We start from the raw sequence: 17,110 nt of genomic DNA on the forward strand, positions 1-17,110 counted from the left end.
CCCCACCACCTCGCACCCGATGTGCACCCCGGCCCCGGCCGGACGCACCCGACACCACCCGGCTCAGCGCGGCACCGCCTCCAGATACGCCAGCACCGCCATCACCCGCCGATTGTGATCATCACACGGCGGCAGGCCCAGCTTGGAGAAGATGTTGTTGGTGTGCTTGCCCACCGCCTTACCGCTCACCCCCAGCCGGGCGGCGATCGCCAGATTCGACAACCCCTCCGCCATCAGCGCCAGCACCTCACGCTCACGCGGCGTCAAGCCCGCCAGCGGCCCGCCCCGCCGATCCCGCCGGGTCAGCAGCTGCGCCACCACCTCCGCATCCATCGCCGTACCGCCGGCGGCGACCTGACGCACCGCATCGACGAACCGCTCCACATCTCCCACCCGGTCCTTCAGCAGATACCCCACCCCGCCGCCGCGATCCGACAGCAGCTCACGCGCATACAGCTGCTCGACGTACTGCGACAAGATCAGCACCGGCAGCCCCGGCATCCGCTCACGCGCCTCCAAGGCCACCCGCAGCCCCTCATCGGTGAACCCCGGCGGCAACCGCACATCGATCACCGCCACATCCGGACGATGCCGCAGCAGCGCCGCCCGCAGCATCGGCCCGTTGTCCACCGCCTCGGCCACGGTGAACCCGTGAGCCGACAGCAGCCGTACCAGCCCATCGCGCAGCAGCGCGAGATCCTCGGCTATGACAACACGCACGGAACCTCCATCGTCAGCACCGTCGGCCCACCGGCAGGGCTGCTGACCGCAAGCGACCCGTCGAACACCGACAGCCGCTCCTCGATACCCCGCACCCCGCCACCTGCATCACGCCGCACCCCGCCACGCCCGTCGTCACCCACCACCAGCCGCACCACCCCGTCCCCATACCGCAGGCGCACCCACGCCCGAGAGGCGCCGCTGTGCTTGGCCACGTTCGTCAACGCCTCGGCCGCGGCGAAATACACCGCCGACTCCACCGGCGCCGGCACACGCCCCGGCAGATCGATGTCCACCTCCACCGGCATCGGGCACAGCAGCGCCGACGCCTCGATCGCCCCGGCCAGCCCGCGATCGGCCAGCACCGGCGGATGAAGACCACGCACCAGATCCCGCAGCTCGGCCAGCGCCTCACCGGCCACCTCACGCGCCTCATCGATCATCGCCCGCACCTGCTCCAGATCACCCGCACCACGCGCCAGACCCAGCTGCATCCGGATGGCCACCAGCTTGGCCTGCGCACCGTCATGCAGATCACGCTCGATCCGCCGCAACTCCGCCGCCCGCGCATCCACCACCGCCGCCCGCGAAGCGGCCAGCTCCCTGATCCGCTCCCGCGCCCCCACACCCGACAGCAGACGCCGCGCCAGCAGCGCCTGACCGCGCCGCAACACCGGCACCGCCAGCACCACCACCACCGCCATCGCCGCCGTCGCCACACTCAACGCGAACGTGTTCAGCCCGCTCGCCTCGACCGGCTGCACGCGCAACAACACATACTCCAGCGCCGCCACCATCGCCCCTAGCACCACCACAGGCGCCGGCCCGGCCACCGCATGCACCGCCAGCCACACCACCTCCCGCCGCCCGCCCACCCGCCTGCCCGCACCCAGAACCCGCCCGGCATGAAACCCGGCCACCCCCGCAACCGCCCGCCGCACACGCGCCCACGGCCCCGCCACCCCCGCCACCAGCGGCACCGCGCACACCGCCAACGCGGCCAGCAGCACCAGCGCCACCAGCCCGGTGACCACACCGAGCGCCAGATCCACCACCCCGCCCAGCACCGCCGCCGCCCAGACTCGCACTCTCACACCAGGCAGTCTGCCGTGCCCGCACCCCACAAGCGGTAGGCCTAACCCCACCCCGAAGGAAGCATTCCCCCCACCCAGGCGGTGGGCCCGCACCCATGGAACCCCGCCCGCCCGGCCACCAGGCTGTCCGACTGTGATCGACGTACAAGACCTGACCATCCGCTACGGCCGCACCCCCGCCGTGGACCACCTCACCTTCACCGTCACACCAGGCCGCATCACCGGCTTCCTCGGACCCAACGGCGCCGGCAAATCCACCACCATGCGCGCCATCCTCGGCCTGCACACCCCCACCGCCGGCCGAGCACTCATCGACGGCCGCCCCTACACCGCGCTGCGCCACCCCCTGCACACCATGGGCGCGCTACTCGACGCCACAGCCGTCCACGGCGGCCGCACCGCCCGCGCCCACCTCACCTGGCTGGCCCGCAGCAACCACATCCCCCCGCACCGCGTCACCCAGGTCCTCGACGAAGCAGGCCTGCACCAAGCCGCCGACCGGCGCATCGCCACCTACAGCCTCGGCATGCGCCAGCGCCTCGGCATCGCCGCCGCACTGCTCGGCGACCCACAGGTGCTGATGCTCGACGAACCCCTCAACGGCCTGGACGTCGACGGCATCCGCTGGATCCGCACCCTGCTGCGCCGCCTGGCCGGCCAGGGCAGGACCGTGCTGCTGTCCAGCCACCTGATGAACGAGCTGGCCCTGACCGCCGACCACGTCATCGTCATCGCCCACGGCCGCCTCATCGCCGACACCCCGGTCGACACGCTCGCCGCCCGCTTCCACCGCGACGTGCTCGTCCGCGCCACCCAACCCGACCGGCTCGCCGCGATCCTGCGCGCCCACGGCGCCACCGTCACCCCCGGCCCCGACGACCTGTCGGTACGCGGCCTGACCGCACAGGCGATCGGCGAGCACGCCCTGGCGGCCGGCATCGCCCTGCACGAGCTCACCCCGCGCACCGCCACCCTGGAAGAGGCGTTCCTGGAACTCACCGACGACCAGCCGCAGGAGACCCGCCGATGACACCCGCACAGGACGCCATCGCCGCCGAATGGATCAAACTCCGCACCCTGCGCTCCAACGCCTACCTGCTCGCCGGCACCCTGCTCGCCGTCGCGGCCTGCGCCGCCGTCGCCTACCTCATCGGCCGCGGCTTCGACACACAAACCCCCGAAGAACGCCTGCGCTTCACCGGCAACGGCACCGGCCTCGGCCCCGGCCTGCCCCTCGCACACGTCGTACTCGGCACCTTCGGCGCGCTGACCATCACCTCCGAATACGCCACCGGCATGATCCACACCAGCCTGACAGCCGTACCCCGGCGGCGGCTGCTCCTGCTGGCCAAGATCCCCGTCCTGACCGCCGTCACCCTCCCCGCCGGGCAACTCCTCGCCTTCGCCATGCACCTGGCCGCCCAGGCCGTGCTGGGGGAGCGGGCCGGGCAGATCCTGCTCGACGGGCAGACCCTCGCCATCCCGCTCACCGACCCCGGCGCCCTCACCACCCTCGTGACCGCCGGACTGTCCATGACCGCCGCAGCGCTCACCGGACTCGGAATCGGCGCGGCCCTGCGCTCCACACCGGGCAGCCTGGTCGCCCTCGCCACCCTCTTCCTGCTGCTGCCCGTCGCCACCCAGGCACTGCCCGGAACCCTGCGCGCACAGGCCGCCGCCTACACCCTCGCCGCCCTGCCGGAGCAGATCGCCGGAACCGGCGGCCTGCTGCCCCCACCGGCCGCCGCCGCCCTGCTGGCCGCCTACCCGCTCGCCGCGCTCACCGCCGGAGCCACCACCATCGCCCACCGCCGCCACAAAGCCGCGACCCTCGCCACAGGCACCGCCCTCACCCTCCTGACCGGCCTCATCACCCTGCCCGCCGCAGGCGCCGCACCCGCCCGGCACCTGGCCTGGCACACCTGCACCCAACCCGGCCTGCCCCGCGACATGCGCTGCGCCACACTCCAGGTGCCGCTCGACTGGAACCGGCCCGAAGGACGCACCCTCACCATCCCGCTCGCCATGCTCCCCGCCTCCGGCACCCAGCGCCGCATCGGCACCGTCATCTCCATCCCCGGCGGCCCCGGAGGCTCCGGCATCGACGACCTCACCCACTACCAAGGCAGGCTCACCCACCTGCGCCAGCGCTTCGACATCATCAGCTTCGCCCCGCGCAACGCCGTCACCCCCGACGGGCCGCTGCCGTACGAGTGCCTGGCCACCGGCCCCTACCTCACCCTGCCGCGCAACCGCACCGAATACGCCGCACTCGCCCGCACCAACCGCGCCTACGCCGAACGCTGCCGCGCCACCGACCCCGAGCTGTTCGACCACATGGACTCCGCCTCCGTCGCCCGCGACATCGACGCCCTGCGCACCGCCCTCGGCGAAGCCCGCATCAACCTCCTGGCCAACTCCTACGGCGGACACCCCGCCGCCGCCTACGCCCGCCTGTTCCCCTCCCGCATCCGCGCCCTGGTCATGGACGGCACCAGCAACCACGTCGACACCGCCGCCGCCGGCGAACCCCGCCTGTACCAGCAGGCCGAGCAGCAACTGGACCGCTTCGCCGCCTGGTGCCGCACGGACACCACCTGCGCCCTGCACGGCCGCGACGCCGAAGACGTATGGCGGCGCCTGATCGAACACGCCGACCACACCCCGATCCCCGTCCGCGGCGACCCGGACGGCACCACCTACACCGGGTTCGACATCATGGTGGCCGCGGCCCCCAGCTTCACCTCCCCAGGCCGCCAACCCGACCTGCCGCGCTGGGTCCAGCTCGCCGACGCCATCGCCAAAGCCGCCGACGGGGACGCCTCCGGCTTCGCCGCCTACGTACGCCAGGCCACCGGCCGGCCCAAAGTCCCCTCACCGGTCGGCCAGAACATGACACGCTGCCTCGACGGCGAGGGATACGCCGGATACGACGCCTACCGCGCCGCACTGGCGCACGCCCGCAAGCTCTCACCGCACTTCGCCGGGCAGCGCGCCTGGTGGGCCCTGGCCTGCGCAGGCTGGCCCGCACCCGTCACCAACCCGCCCGCCCCGCTGCCCGGCCACGCACTACCGCCCATCCTGGGCGTGGGAAGCTGGACCGACCACGACGAGGTCGCCGCCATCGTGCGCCAGGTCCCCGGCTCCCCGACCATCCGCTACGACGGCCACGGCCACATGGTCTACCTCAACAGCGCAAGCGGCTGCATCACCGCCCACGTCAACCGCTACCTCACCACCCTCAGGCTCCCGCCACCGGGCACCGTCTGCCCCGCCGTCGAATGACCGGGCTACACCAAGGCCAGCTGCGCCGCCCTCGGCTCGCGCCGCACGGGCTCGGGGGCGCCGCACGCCATCCCGTACACCCGGCACAACTGCGCGATCTGCCCCGTGATGCGCCGCTCATAGGTCTCGGCGGGCAGACCCGCACGGTCGTACAGCTCCTCGTAACGCCCCACCAGCGACGGATGCGCCTGCTCCAGCCACCGCAGATACCACTCACGCGTGCCCGGCGGCAGCCGCAGCACCACCGGCTCCACCGCCCGCGCCCCCGTCGCGGCGATCCGCCGCACCGTCGCCGCCAGCTGATCGGCGGCATCGCTCAGCAGCGGCAGCACCGGCGCCATCAGCACCCGGCACTCCACACCCGCCTCCACCAGCGCCGACACCAGCTCAAGCCGCGCCTGCGCCGAGGGCGCCCCCGGCTCCACCGCCCGCCGGATCCGCTCATCGACGAACGCGATCGACACCGCCACCCGGCCGCCCGCCCGCGCCAGCAACGCCGCATCCCGCAGCACCAGAGCGCTCTTGGTGTAGACGGTGAACGGCGTGCCCGAGCGCGCCAGCGCCCCGATCACGCCCGGCATCAACCGGTAGGTCTCCTCGGCCGCCTGGTAGCAGTCACCGCCGAGCCCCACCGCCAGCTCCCGGCCGTCCCAGCGCGCCAGCTCGGCCCGCAACCGCTCGGCCACGTTCGGCCGCACCACGATACGCGTGTCGAAATCCGCGCCCGTGCCCAGCCCCAGCCTGCGGTGCCCGGCCCGCGCGCCGCAGCCGCGGCAGGCGTGCGCACACCCGCGATAGGGGGAGACGGCCCACTCCTGCACGATGCCCGCCGCCGGCGGCACCCTCTCGATCACCGTACGGGCCTGCATCTCGTAGAAACCGTTACGCACCACCGCACGGCGTTCGATCAGCGGCCGGTCATCGGCCGTGGAATCGACCAGCGCCAGCACGTCCCAATCCACGCCCACCAGTGGAACACGTTTTCGACAGCGTTTTCAAGCGGATCACGCCAACACCGAAAGCACAGGCCGGAGGAGCACCCCGCCCACACGCGGCCGGGGGAGCGGCACCCCTAAAATCCGGTACACCCGTACCACTTCCACTCAGGGAGACCCCATGGCCTGGCTCCTGCTCGCCCTCGCCATCGCCTCCGAAGTCATCGCCACCAGCGCACTCAAACTCAGCAACGGCCTGAGCAACCTCGGCTGGAGCATCGTCGTCGCCGCCGGCTACCTCACCTCCTTCACCCTGCTCGCCCGCGTCCTGAAACTCCAGCTCGACATGGGCACCGCCTACGCCGTCTGGTCCGGCGCCGGCACCGCCGCCATCGCCCTCATCGGCGCCGCCTTCATGGGCGAAACCCTCACCGCCCTCAAGATCGGCGGTATCCTCCTCATCATCGCCGGCGTCGTCCTCCTCAACCTCGCAGGTGGCCATTGACCCAGCACCGCAGCCCCGCCCAAGACCGCAGCAGACGCCGCCGCGCCACCCTCCTCGACGCCGCCGTCCACCTGCTCACCGACGGCGGCTTCGCCGCCGTCACCCACCGCGCCGTCGCCCGCCACGCCGGCCTGCCCCTGGCCGCCACCACCTACTACTTCACCTCACGCGACCAGCTCATCGCCGAAGCCTTCGCCGCCCTCGTCGACCGCGAACTCGCCACCCTGCGCACCTGGATCACCCGCCACGGCCTGCCCGGCCTCCTCGACGCCGTCGCCGCCGCCGACCGCACCCGCCAGCTCGGCCTGTGGGAGCTGTACGTCCACGCAGGACGCGACCCCGCCCTGCAGGCCATCGCCCGCCGCTGGACCGACGGCTTCCTGCAGATCCTCGCCGACACCCTCCACCTGCCCCCGCACGAGCCCCGCCTGCGGCTGCTCTACACCACCGTCTCCACGCTCTGGCTCGAGCACCTCGTCGAACAACGCCCCCTCGACGAGGCCCGCTCCCTCCTCGCCCACGCCGCCCAAGCCGCGCAGCCCGCCATAATGAAGCCCATGATCCACCACCTCGCCCTGCGCACCGACTGGCAGCAGGCCCAAAGCGCGGGGGAGTACCGCATCTCCACGCTCGGCCGCACCCTCGACGACGAAGGCTTCATCCACTGCAGCCGCGACATGGACCAGCTGCGCACCGTCCACGCCGCCTTCTACAGCGAGGTCACCGAACCGCTGCTCGTCCTCGACATCGACCCCACCGGCCTCGACGTCCGCATCGAGAACGGCTACCCCCACCTGTACGGGCCGCTGCCCCTGTCGGCCGTCACCGCCGCCCGCCCCTTCACACCCTCAGACGCCGGCGACCCCTGAGACACGGGCACCCTGAGACACGACGCGTCCTCAGGCGCGGACGGGCGGCAACCGATCAGCGCACCGCACGCAGCGGCACCCGCCCCGCACCCGCGACCGCGGGGGAGGAGCCCTGCCGCGTCATCGGCGCCGTCGCCTGCTGCTGCTTCTGAGGCTCAGGCTCGGACCGGCCCACCGGTACCCCGGGCTGCGGCTGCCCGCCCTCCTGCGAGCCCACCGGCTGCTGCCGGGCACGCCGCTGCGCCTCCTGCTCGGCGGCCTCCGCACGCCGCTCCACGCAGCCACCCGCGCAGTAGCCGTTCGACACGATCAACCGGCCGCGCAACGTCGTGTACGCATCCTTACCCGACGCGGGCAGAACCCCCCGGCACACCGGACATAACACCGACTCGGTCCCCACGTACTGCTCCTCTCGCGGCGCGAACGGCAGGAGCTCCACCCTAAAACGCCACACCCCGGCGGCGACAGCCAATCAACACAAAGTCAAAACCGCAGTCAATGCCGCGCGACCCGCCTCCGAAACGCCGAAACCCCCTGCTCAAAGCCCAGAAATCACCCTGCGCACACGAGCCGACACCACCCAAAACCGCCCCACCAGACACCACCATCTCACCGGCAGGGGAGTACCCACACCCCCAGCCACCAGCACCTTCACCACGCGGCGCGAACCCGCTCACCCCCTCACGACCCCGCACAGTGTGACGTTCACCACCCCTAGAATGCGCATTTCCGCGCAATACCCGCCATAAATCGCCCACATTCGCCTCATAAAAACCGCCACAACACCACCCACCTCGCACAACCCCAAAACGCGTGCCATTCTCAAATTCAAAGCCCCTTCAGAACCGCTCTCCGAAGCCCCCGCCCACCACCATCGCCACCCTCCTCACCACCGCCGGCACCGCACTCCCTCTCACCCCCGGCACCCTCCTCATCATCGCCACCCACCTGCGCACCCTCGCCGCACTCCTGGCACGGACAACCGGGGGAGAAGCCCACCAATCGACGCCCCCGAACAAAACCCAACCGATGACCACCCGAACCCCAACACCGACCCGCCGCCGCCCTACACCGGAGGAGAACAAGCCGACCCCACCACCAGCACCCAGCCAGGGGCAAGCCGAAACGGCCACACCGAGCACACACCGACACTCCCATCACCGGCAGCACCACATCCAGCCCACCCACCGAGACTGCCCGCCCGCAACACGGCAACGGCGGATGACAAAGCGGCGAAACCGACGGAGCAACAGCGACCTCGGAATTCGCCCCGTTAACCAGACCTCGCCGCCGCTCACACAACCACCGGCCACCCGGCAAGACCCCTCAAGCCCACCGGGCCGCCTCACACCCGCCACACACCCGACGAGAACCGAAAACGGTCCCGGGGGCGGGACGCCCGAGCAGGGGAGAGGCCCAAGCACCCCCGGCGATGACGGCCCGCCGCCCACTCGGCCTCAGCGGTGAGCGCCCGGTGCCGTCGACGCTGCGCTGGAGGCGCTGTGGAGGAGACGTCGGCTCTCCACCAGCACCCGAGGCGAATGCAGCGGCCCCACACCCGGCCGAGCCGTCTCACCGCTTCGACTCCGATACCCGACAGAGGCACGCGCTCACCGGGCCGGAGCAGGCGTCACCCGGGGGAGCGGACACGGAAGAGCGGCATACCCCAGCTGCGGCCCGCCCGGCATCGAAGACGAAGACCGAGGCAAGTGGCGGACTGCCTGGCCGCGCTCGCCTTCGGCTTCGACGCCGCGGCCAGGCAGCCCGCCGCTCGTTGACGAAACGATCGACAGCCACGCCGGCGTCCGTGCCGCGACGGCCGCTCAGGACGCCCGCGCCGCACGGGACACGCAGGCCCGCCCCGCCGATCTCGCCGGGCCATCCACCTCCGCATCCAGCGCGGCGCCGCCGGCGGCGAGGTGGTGTACCGCATAAGGGGGCAGTGGCCACCGCTCTCCGCCGCGCCCCGGGAACCGTCTACTTGACATAATGTTCATTATCAAGCAACCGGGAACGCCCGCGACTAAAGGCATTCCGCACGGGCAGGCGCCCCAGCATGCCCGCCTTAGCAGTCTCCGCACCCGGCCTCGTCGCGATCACCGCGGTGATCACCGCCGCGGCCATCTGGCTCATCATCTTCGCCGTACGGCTCACCAGGAACCCGCGCAACCGGCCGACGATCAGCATCGACCTCGTCGATCGGGCCCGGGAACTGAAGGCGCTCGGGCAGATCCGCGAGGCCGTCTTCCTCGTACGCGGCGAGACCGGCATGAGCCAGCGCACCGCGGCACGTTTCGTCAACCGCCTGTGAGCCTCTCAACCCCAAGTTCCCGCCGCCTGACACCCCTCGGCGCCGGTGCCCTGCAGGCCCGCAGCCCTCTAGCGGCGCCGGCGAGAGCTCGGCATCGAGCCGCCCGCGTGAGTGCGCGGTCGGGCCGACGTCGGCCCCTGGTCGGCACGACGTGGCCAGACTCTTGGACGGCCCCGCCCCCGGCACGCTTTTTACCACTTCGTTTCCGATACCAGACAGAATGCAGGTTCTGTCTGGTATAACGCTTTTCGTGCCCGTTCAGGTTGATTTCGGAGGGCACGACGTGCGGCGGATGTGAACGGACGGAAACCGACGGCAGCGGCATACCGGCGGAAGTGAAGCCGACTGCCCTGGCACCGGGAAAGGCGGTGGCAGGGCTTCACTGCCGGCCGGCTCGGCCACCCCGCATCAGCCCCCTCCCCTATCCCGGCGCGGCACGGCACCCCTCCATCTCGAGGACGCCGTTCGCCCCGCTCCCCTGGAGGCCTCGACGCCGGAGCCTGGCAGTTTCAAGATCACCAAGTGGCACTCCTCCGAGCACGGCGACCGGCGCGCGAGACACTGAATCCGCAGGTCAGCTATGCCGCCGCCGATGGCGCTCTCCCCCGGCTTCACCACGCCGATGGCGCTCTCATCCCGCCGATCCGCGCCACTGCGTCCTCACGCCTGTGCACGTGCGGGCTGCGATGGTCGGGTGTCCGGCCGATCTGCCGCAGCCGTAGTGCTGTGGCGATTTCGGCGATGCCGAAGCCGACGAGATCAGTGTTCGGCGGCCGGCGTAGTTGCTGGTGGCGTGCATGAGGTTTCTTGGTGAGGCTGCGGGCGGGCCTCGGCGGGTGGTGGTGCGGCGGGTGTTCAGCGCAGGGTGAGCGGGGTGTGGCTCGTGAGGTGGGTGAGTTTGTCGGGGTTGCGTACGTAGTACAGGCCGGTGATGCGGGTGTCTTCGACGCGGACCGCCAGGACGCCGTCGATGTCGCCGTCGAGGCGGACGAGGAGCGCGGGGTTGCCGTTGATGACGGTGGGCTCGCCGGTGAGTGTTCCGTCGACCTTGCCGAGGCCGCCGAGGAACATGCGGGCCACTTTGCCGGCGCCGGTGATCGGGCGTAGGGCCGCTTGTTCGAGGCCGCCGCCGTCGCTGATGAGGGTGACCTCGGGGGCGAGCACGTTCAGGAGTTTCTGTGGGTCTGTGGTTTGGATGGCGTGCTGGAACGCCTCCAGGGCCGCGCGGGTCTGGCGGGGGGAGGTTCTGGTGCGGGGGCGGCGGGCTTCGACGTGGCGGCGGGCGCGGTGGGCGATCTGGCGGGCGGCGGCGGGGCTCTTGCCGATCGCGGCGGCGATGTCGTCGTAGCCGATGTCGAAGACTTCGCGCAGCACGAAGACGGCGCGCTCGGTCGGTGTGAGTGTTTCGAGCACGAGCATGAGCGCCCTGGACATGCTTTCGGCGAGTTCGGTGTCGGCGGCGACGTCCGGGGTGGTGAGCAGGGGTTCGGGCAGCCAGGGGCCGATGTAGGTCTCTTTGCGGCGCTTCATGCTGCGCAGCCGGTTGAGTGATTGGCGGGTGGTGATGCGGACCAGGTAGGCGCGTTGGTCGTGCACTTGCCGCAGGTCGATCTTGATCCACCGTAGCCAGGTTTCCTGCAGGACGTCTTCGGCGTCGGCGGCCGAGCCGAGGATTTCGTAGGCGACGGTGAACAGCAGGTTGCGGTGGGCCACGAAGAGTTCGGTCGCGGTGTCAGCGGTGTGGTCGTGCACGTGCTGGTCCTTTTCTCCGTGGCCGGGTTCTGGCCGGAGGTGGGTTTCAAGCATGCATCTGCGGGATGTGTCCGTGCGGTGGGGTCCGCTCATGGCCGGCCGGGGCGTCGGTGCATGCCCGGCTGGACGGTCTGGTGGGTTCTGGTCCGCAGCAGCTGCCGGCGTTTGTCGTCCTTGACCCAGGTGAGCGAGCCGGGCTTGCGGGCCTCCTCCGCCAGGTGTGTGAGGGTGCTGCGGCAGACGAGTTCTTTGAGCGTGGCGCCGAGGCGGCCGCTGATGTGGAAGGGGGTGGCGGTGTCGTCTCGGTGGGCGAACTGGAAGATGCCGGCGCGGCGTCCCAGGCTGATGCATTGGCCGAAGAATCCGAGGTTGAGCGGTGCGGGCTGGTCGCCTGTGATGCGGCGGAGCACGGTGTCGGCGGCGTGTGCTCCGATTCTGGTGGCGGATTGGCAGCTCATCCGTAGGGGCAGGTTCGATGGTGCGGCCGCGTCCCCGGCGGCGACGATGCGTGCGTCGTCGACGCCGGTCAGTGTTTCGTCGGTGAGCAGGCGGCCCAGGGCGTCGACGCTGAGTCCGCTGCGGGCGGCCAGGCCGGGGACACCGAATCCGGTGGTCCAGAGGTCACCGTGCTCGGGAGTTCGCGTCCGTCGCCGAGGTGGACCGTGTCGTGTTCGACCGCGGTCACCTGGGTGCCGGGGCCTTGGATGACGGTCACGCCGAGTGTGGAGAGCCGTTTGGCGACCGAGCGCCGGCCTCGTGGGTGCAGGTACGGCCGAGGATGTGGCCGCATATCAGGGTGACGGTGCGGCCTGCCTCCGCGAGCTCGGCGGCGGTCTCGATGCCGGTAGGGCCTGCTCCCACGACCGTCACCGTGGCTGTGGCGGGGGTGGTGTCGAGGATCGAACGAAGTCGCTGTGCCTGTTCGAGGGTGGCGATGGGGTGGGCGTGTTCGGCCGCTCCGGGCACGCTGGGGTCGGCGCTGCCGCTGCCCACTGCGTAGATGAGGTAGTCGTAGCCGATGGTGGTGCCGGTCGCCGTGGTCACGTTGCGGTCGGCCGGGTTGATGCGGGTGACGGTGTCGATGGTGAGCTGGACGTCGTCGGCCAGGACGTTGTGGTAGGCGGTGGTGGCGTCGTGGGATCCGGCGATGAGCTGGTGGAGGCGGATGCGTTCGACGAAGTGCGGGCGGGCGTTGATGAGGGTCACGGATGTGTCGTCGCGCTGGGTCAGCCGGTTTGCGGCGAGAACGCCCGCGTATCCGCCGCCGATCACGACCACGGTGATGTTCTTGGTCACAGGATGCCCTTCTCGTCGGTGTCGGCGTGAAGACACCGCCGGATCGGGCTCTGTGACAGGGTGTGAGGCGGATCACTTGGTGTGCGTGGTCAGGTGAGGGTGACGTCGCCGCCGTCGGGGTGCAGGCAGCGGCCGTGGGGGCGGGGGTGGTCGAGCCGGCGGCATGCCCAGGTGGCGCCGTCGACGTTGATGGTGAAGTTGGGCAGGTCGTCGCCTGGGGCGGGGTGGTTGCGCTGGTAGGCGTCGGCGACGTGGCGTGCGGTGGTGCAGGCGGTGGCGGGGGGTGCGGAGGGCAGGTCGGCGGTGATGTGGACGCCGGTGGGGGTGCGTCCGCAGTCGGTGGTGCGGGCGGCGGCCGGTGGCGGGTGGGTGTCGGAGGGTGCGGATGGGGTGGTGGTGCAGGCGGCGGTGAGGGCGAGGGCGGCGGTGGTCCAGGCGGTGCGCGCTGTGGTCCGGGTGGTGTGCATGGCGGGTCCTTTCGTTTCGTTCAGGATGGGGTGCGGGGGCGGGTGTGCGGGTGTGGGCGGGGTGAAGGGTGGTTCAAGGGGTTTTGGGGGTGCGGGAAGTCGGGGTGGGGTGGGGGGTTTGGATCGTGGTGGGGCGGGGTTGGGTCAAGGGGCTGTCGGCGGATTCTGTCGTGGGCGTGACCTGCTGGTGGGGGGTGGGGCGGGATGCTGGTGGTGTGGTGATGTGTCCTGCATGGGCGGACTGTCATCGCCGGGGGCGCTCGGGCCTCTCCCCCGCTCGGGCGCCCCGTCCCCCGGGAGGTTTTCGGTCTCGTCGGGCGTGGCGGGGTGTGAGGTGGGCGTGAGGGGTCCCGCCCGGGGGGTGTGCGGCGGGTGGTGCGGTGACCGGGTGGGGTCTTCCTGGCAAAGCGGGTCAATCTTGGACCTCCGACCAGGGTTTTTGTCGGGTTTGGTCACCAGCAGTGGAAATTTCATGTCAGCATCTTGAGCATGTATGGGTCATATGGGACTGCCGTAAAGGGTTGTGACACGTGCGGCGACGCGCCGCCCGCCCGGTAAGTCCCGCCCTGGTGACCGCTGCTCCCCTGTTCGGAAAGAAGTTCCCGCGTTGCGTATCTTGCTGCTCTGTTCCTCCTTCAACGGCCTGACCCAGCGAGCCTGGCTGGAGCTGCGTCGCTCCGGGCATGACGTCGGCGTGGAGCTGGCGATCTCACCGGAGCAGATGACGGAGGCGGCCGAGCTGCACAAGCCCGATCTGATCATCTGCCCGTTCCTGAAGGAGCGGGTGCCGGACGCGCTGTGGCGCACCCGCCGTACGGTGATCATCCACCCGGGGCCTCCCGGGGACCGCGGCCCGTCCTCGCTGGACTGGGCGATCACCGACGCCGAGCCCGAGTGGGGGGTGACGGCGCTGCAGGCGGTGGAGGAGATGGACGCCGGCCCGATCTGGGCGTACCGGACGTTCCCGATGCCGTCGGAGCCGCCGCGCAAGTCGGCGCTGTACAACGGGCCGGTGGCGGACGCGGCGGTCGAGCTGGTGGCCGAAGTGGCCCGCAAGGCGGCCGACCCGGCGTTCGTGCCGGTGCCGCTGGACTATCGCAACCCGGAGGTGAAGGGCCGGCTGCGGCGGCCGATGCGGCACGCCGACCGGGAGTTCTCCTGGAGCGAGCCGACCGAGGCCATCCTGCGGCGGGTGCGGGCGGCCGACGGCGCGCCGGGCGGCCGGTCGGTGCTGTGCGATCTGCCGGTGCGGGTGTTCGACGTCTACCGGGGTCCCGAGCTGGTGGGCACGCCCGGTACGGTGGCCGGCCGGCGTGAGGGCGCGGTGCTGGTGCACACCGGTGACGGCACGCTGTGGGTGGGCCATGTGAAGGTCGAGCGGGAGGGCGGCATCAAGCTGCCGGCCACGATGGCGCTGGGCGATGCGGTGGCCGGGGTGCCGCAGCGGTCGGGCTACAGCGAGATCACCTACGACCGCAGCGAGGGCGTGGGCGTGGTGAGCTTCGACTTCTACAACGGGGCGATGTCGACCGAGCAGTGCCGGAGGCTGGCCTCGGCGCTGCGGTATGCCGTCAGCCAGGACACGCGGGTGCTGGTGGTGCGCGGTGGTGAGGTGTTCTCCAACGGCATCCATCTGAACGTGATCGAGGCGGCGCGGCAGCCGGAGCTGGAGGCGTGGATGAACATCAACGCCATCAACGCCGTGTGCCGGGAGATCGTGGGGTGCACCAGCCAGCTGGTGGTGACGTCGATCGGCGGGAACGCCGGTGCGGGCGGGGTGATGATGGGGCTGGGCGCCGACCGGGTGATCATCCGGGATTCGGTGGTGCTGAACCCGCATTACCGGACGATGGGGCTGTTCGGCAGCGAGTACTGGACGTACTCGCTGCCGCGCCGGGTGGGCGCGGATGTGGCGCGGCGGCTGACGCAGGAGGCGTTGCCGATCGGCGCCGCGGAGGCGGTGGAGGTCGGGCTGGCCGACAAGGCGCTGGCGGGGCCGCGGCTGGATTTCGAGCGGCGGGTGCTGGAGTACGCCGAGCGGCTTGCGGCCGATCCGAACTATGAGCGGTTCCTGGCGGCGCGGCGGCAGGCGCGGGAGGCCGATGAGCGGCGCAAGCCGCTGGATGCCTACCGGGCCGAGGAGCTGGCGGAGATGAGCCGGGACATGTTCGACGATCGCAGCGGGTTCCGGCGGGCGCGGCATGCGTTCGTGCACAAGCTGAAGCCGCAGGCGACGCCGGAGCATCTGGCGCGTCTTCGGGAGGTGTCCGGCGCGTCGGCACCCTGGAGCGAAGGTACATCTCATATGTGAGATATGGTCTGCTGTTGTGGCAGATGATTACCTTGTGCGGATCGGCCGGCTGATCCGGGACGCTCGCCAGCATCGCGGTTGGACGCAGCTGCAGCTGGCCGATGCGCTGGCGACGAGCCAGAGCGCGGTGAACCGGATCGAGCGTGGAAATCAGAACATCAGTCTTGAGATGATCGCCCGGATCGGTGAGGCGCTCGACAGCGAGATCGTCTCGCTCGGCTATGCCGGGCCGATGCATCTGCGGGTGGTGGGCGGCCGCCGGTTGTCGGGCAGCATCGACGTCAAGACGTCGAAGAACGCGTGCGTGGCGCTGCTGTGCGCGTCGCTGCTCAACTCCGGCCGGACGATCCTGCGGAAGGTGGCGCGGATCGAGGAGGTGTACCGCATCCTGGAGGTGCTGGCCTCGATCGGGGTGCGGGCGCGCTGGATCAACGAGGGCAGCGACCTGGAGATCGTGCCGCCGTCCCGGCTGGAGCTGGAGTCGATGGACACCGAGGCGGCGCGCCGCACCCGCAGCGTGATCATGTTCCTGGGTCCGCTGATGCATCGCACGGATCAGTTCCAGATCCCGTACGCCGGCGGCTGTGACCTGGGCACCCGTACGGTGCAGCCGCACATGTCGGCGCTGAAGCACTTCGGGCTGGACATCACCGCCACCGGGGGGTTCTACCACGCCAGGGTGGATCGCGGCGTGTCGCCGTCGCGGCCGATCGTGCTGACCGAGCGGGGCGACACGGTGACGGAGAACGCGCTGCTGGCCGCGGCCCGCCATGACGGGGTGACGGTGATCCGCAACGCCTCCTCCAACTACATGGTCCAGGATCTGTGCTTCTTCCTGGAGCAGCTGGGCGTGCGGGTGGAGGGCATCGGCACCACGACGCTGACGGTGCACGGCGTGCCCGACATCGAGCGGGACGTCGACTACTCGCCGTCGGAGGATCCGGTGGAGGCGATGAGCCTGCTGGCGGCGGCGGTGGTGACATCGTCGGAGCTGACGATCTGCCGGGTGCCGGTGGAGTTCCTGGAGATCGAGCTGGCGGTGCTGGAGGAGATGGGGCTGGATCACGACCGGGGCGGCGAGTACGCGGCCGCCAACGGCCGGACCCGGCTGGTGGATCTGACGGTGCGGCCGTCGAAGCTGGTCTCCCCCATCGACAAGATCCATCCGATGCCGTTCCCGGGGCTGAACATCGACAACGTGCCGTTCTTCGCGGCGATCGCGGCCTCGGCGCAGGGGCAGACGCTCATCCACGACTGGGTCTACGACAACCGGGCGATCTATCTGACGGAGCTGACCCGGCTGGGGGCGTCGGTGAAGCTGCTGGATCCGCACCGGGTGCTGGTGGAGGGTCCGACGCGCTGGCGCAGCGCGGAGATGATGTGCCCGCCTGCTTTGCGGCCGGCGGTGGTGGTGCTGCTGGCGATGATGGCGGCCGAGGGCACGTCGGTGCTGCGGAACGTGTATGTGATCAACCGGGGGTATGAGGATCTGGCCGAGCGGCTGAACGCGCTGGGCGCGCGGATCGAGACTTTCCGCGACATCTGACCCCTGTTCACGTCGGCGC

15 protein-coding genes are annotated in these 17,110 nt (G+C 70.9%); 7 read left to right on the forward strand and 8 right to left on the reverse strand.

The features are described 5' to 3' along the window. Window positions 1-63: 63 nt before the first annotated feature. Entirely contained in the window at window positions 64-720 is a 657-nt protein-coding gene (locus ACGFIM_RS03160; protein ID WP_393193736.1) for a LuxR C-terminal-related transcriptional regulator, read from the reverse strand. Then, window positions 705-1,814: a sensor histidine kinase gene (locus ACGFIM_RS03165; protein WP_393193739.1), complete on the reverse strand. Its 1,110-nt coding sequence runs from the start codon at window positions 1,812-1,814 to the stop codon at window positions 705-707. Before ACGFIM_RS03165 ends, ACGFIM_RS03160 begins: the two co-directional genes overlap by 16 nt. Before the next feature lie 133 nt (window positions 1,815-1,947). On the opposite strand from ACGFIM_RS03165, the gene ACGFIM_RS03170 reads away from it, so the two are divergent. Together ACGFIM_RS03170 and ACGFIM_RS03175 are read left to right on the forward strand one after the other, a co-directional pair. Next, on the forward strand, window positions 1,948-2,844 hold the full coding sequence (locus ACGFIM_RS03170; RefSeq protein WP_393193742.1) for an ABC transporter ATP-binding protein: 897 nt from the start codon (window positions 1,948-1,950) through the stop codon (window positions 2,842-2,844). Then, window positions 2,841-5,099, forward strand: a complete 2,259-nt coding sequence (locus tag ACGFIM_RS03175) for an alpha/beta fold hydrolase (protein ID WP_393193745.1) — start codon at window positions 2,841-2,843, stop codon at window positions 5,097-5,099. Before ACGFIM_RS03170 ends, ACGFIM_RS03175 begins: the two co-directional genes overlap by 4 nt. Before the next feature lie 5 nt (window positions 5,100-5,104). Here the strand turns inward: ACGFIM_RS03175 and ACGFIM_RS03180 are convergent, their stop codons facing one another. Continuing rightward, entirely contained in the window at window positions 5,105-6,061 is a 957-nt protein-coding gene (locus ACGFIM_RS03180) for a radical SAM protein (protein WP_393193747.1), read from the reverse strand. 154 nt (window positions 6,062-6,215) lie between these two features. On the opposite strand from ACGFIM_RS03180, the gene ACGFIM_RS03185 reads away from it, so the two are divergent. Then, window positions 6,216-6,539, forward strand: a complete 324-nt coding sequence (locus tag ACGFIM_RS03185; protein WP_393193750.1) for a DMT family transporter — start codon at window positions 6,216-6,218, stop codon at window positions 6,537-6,539. Further along, complete coding sequence (locus ACGFIM_RS03190) at window positions 6,536-7,408, forward strand: DUF952 domain-containing protein (RefSeq protein ID WP_393193753.1); 873 nt, start codon at window positions 6,536-6,538, stop codon at window positions 7,406-7,408. Before ACGFIM_RS03185 ends, ACGFIM_RS03190 begins: the two co-directional genes overlap by 4 nt. A 55-nt stretch (window positions 7,409-7,463) precedes the next feature. Here ACGFIM_RS03190 and ACGFIM_RS03195 read toward each other — a convergent pair whose 3' ends face one another. Then, a complete protein-coding gene (locus tag ACGFIM_RS03195; RefSeq protein WP_393193756.1) occupies window positions 7,464-7,808 on the reverse strand; it encodes a hypothetical protein in 345 nt (114 codons plus the stop codon). 1,656 nt (window positions 7,809-9,464) lie between these two features. Between ACGFIM_RS03195 and ACGFIM_RS03200 the strand changes: the two genes are divergently transcribed. After that, entirely contained in the window at window positions 9,465-9,719 is a 255-nt protein-coding gene (locus tag ACGFIM_RS03200; protein ID WP_393193759.1) for a hypothetical protein, read from the forward strand. A gap of 855 nt (window positions 9,720-10,574) precedes the next feature. Here the strand turns inward: ACGFIM_RS03200 and ACGFIM_RS03205 are convergent. The 4 genes from ACGFIM_RS03205 to ACGFIM_RS03220 all read right to left on the reverse strand — a co-directional run bounded on the left by ACGFIM_RS03205 (window position 10,575) and on the right by ACGFIM_RS03220 (window position 13,234). Then, window positions 10,575-11,471 (reverse strand): RNA polymerase sigma-70 factor, encoded by an 897-nt coding sequence (locus ACGFIM_RS03205; protein ID WP_393193762.1) that lies wholly within the window; start codon window positions 11,469-11,471, stop codon window positions 10,575-10,577. Window positions 11,472-11,560: 89 nt separating this feature from the next. After that, window positions 11,561-11,929: a hypothetical protein gene (locus ACGFIM_RS03210; protein WP_393193765.1), complete on the reverse strand. Its 369-nt coding sequence runs from the start codon at window positions 11,927-11,929 to the stop codon at window positions 11,561-11,563. A 253-nt stretch (window positions 11,930-12,182) separates the two neighbouring features. Continuing rightward, a complete protein-coding gene (locus ACGFIM_RS03215; RefSeq protein WP_393193768.1) occupies window positions 12,183-12,767 on the reverse strand; it encodes an NAD(P)/FAD-dependent oxidoreductase in 585 nt (194 codons plus the stop codon). 89 nt (window positions 12,768-12,856) lie between these two features. Continuing rightward, window positions 12,857-13,234 (reverse strand): hypothetical protein, encoded by a 378-nt coding sequence (locus ACGFIM_RS03220; protein WP_393193771.1) that lies wholly within the window; start codon window positions 13,232-13,234, stop codon window positions 12,857-12,859. Window positions 13,235-13,841: 607 nt separating this feature from the next. Between ACGFIM_RS03220 and ACGFIM_RS03225 the strand changes: the two genes are divergently transcribed. Together ACGFIM_RS03225 and ACGFIM_RS03230 are read left to right on the forward strand one after the other, a co-directional pair. Then, a complete protein-coding gene (locus ACGFIM_RS03225) occupies window positions 13,842-15,545 on the forward strand; it encodes an enoyl-CoA hydratase-related protein (protein ID WP_393193774.1) in 1,704 nt (567 codons plus the stop codon). 34 nt (window positions 15,546-15,579) lie between these two features. Beyond that, entirely contained in the window at window positions 15,580-17,091 is a 1,512-nt protein-coding gene (locus tag ACGFIM_RS03230) for a UDP-N-acetylglucosamine 1-carboxyvinyltransferase (RefSeq protein WP_364051380.1), read from the forward strand. Window positions 17,092-17,110 lie beyond the last annotated feature (19 nt).

It is taken from the genome of Nonomuraea sp. NPDC049309 (assembly GCF_043196965.1).
In the GTDB taxonomy this organism is placed as follows: Bacteria; Actinomycetota; Actinomycetes; order Streptosporangiales; family Streptosporangiaceae; genus Nonomuraea; species Nonomuraea fastidiosa.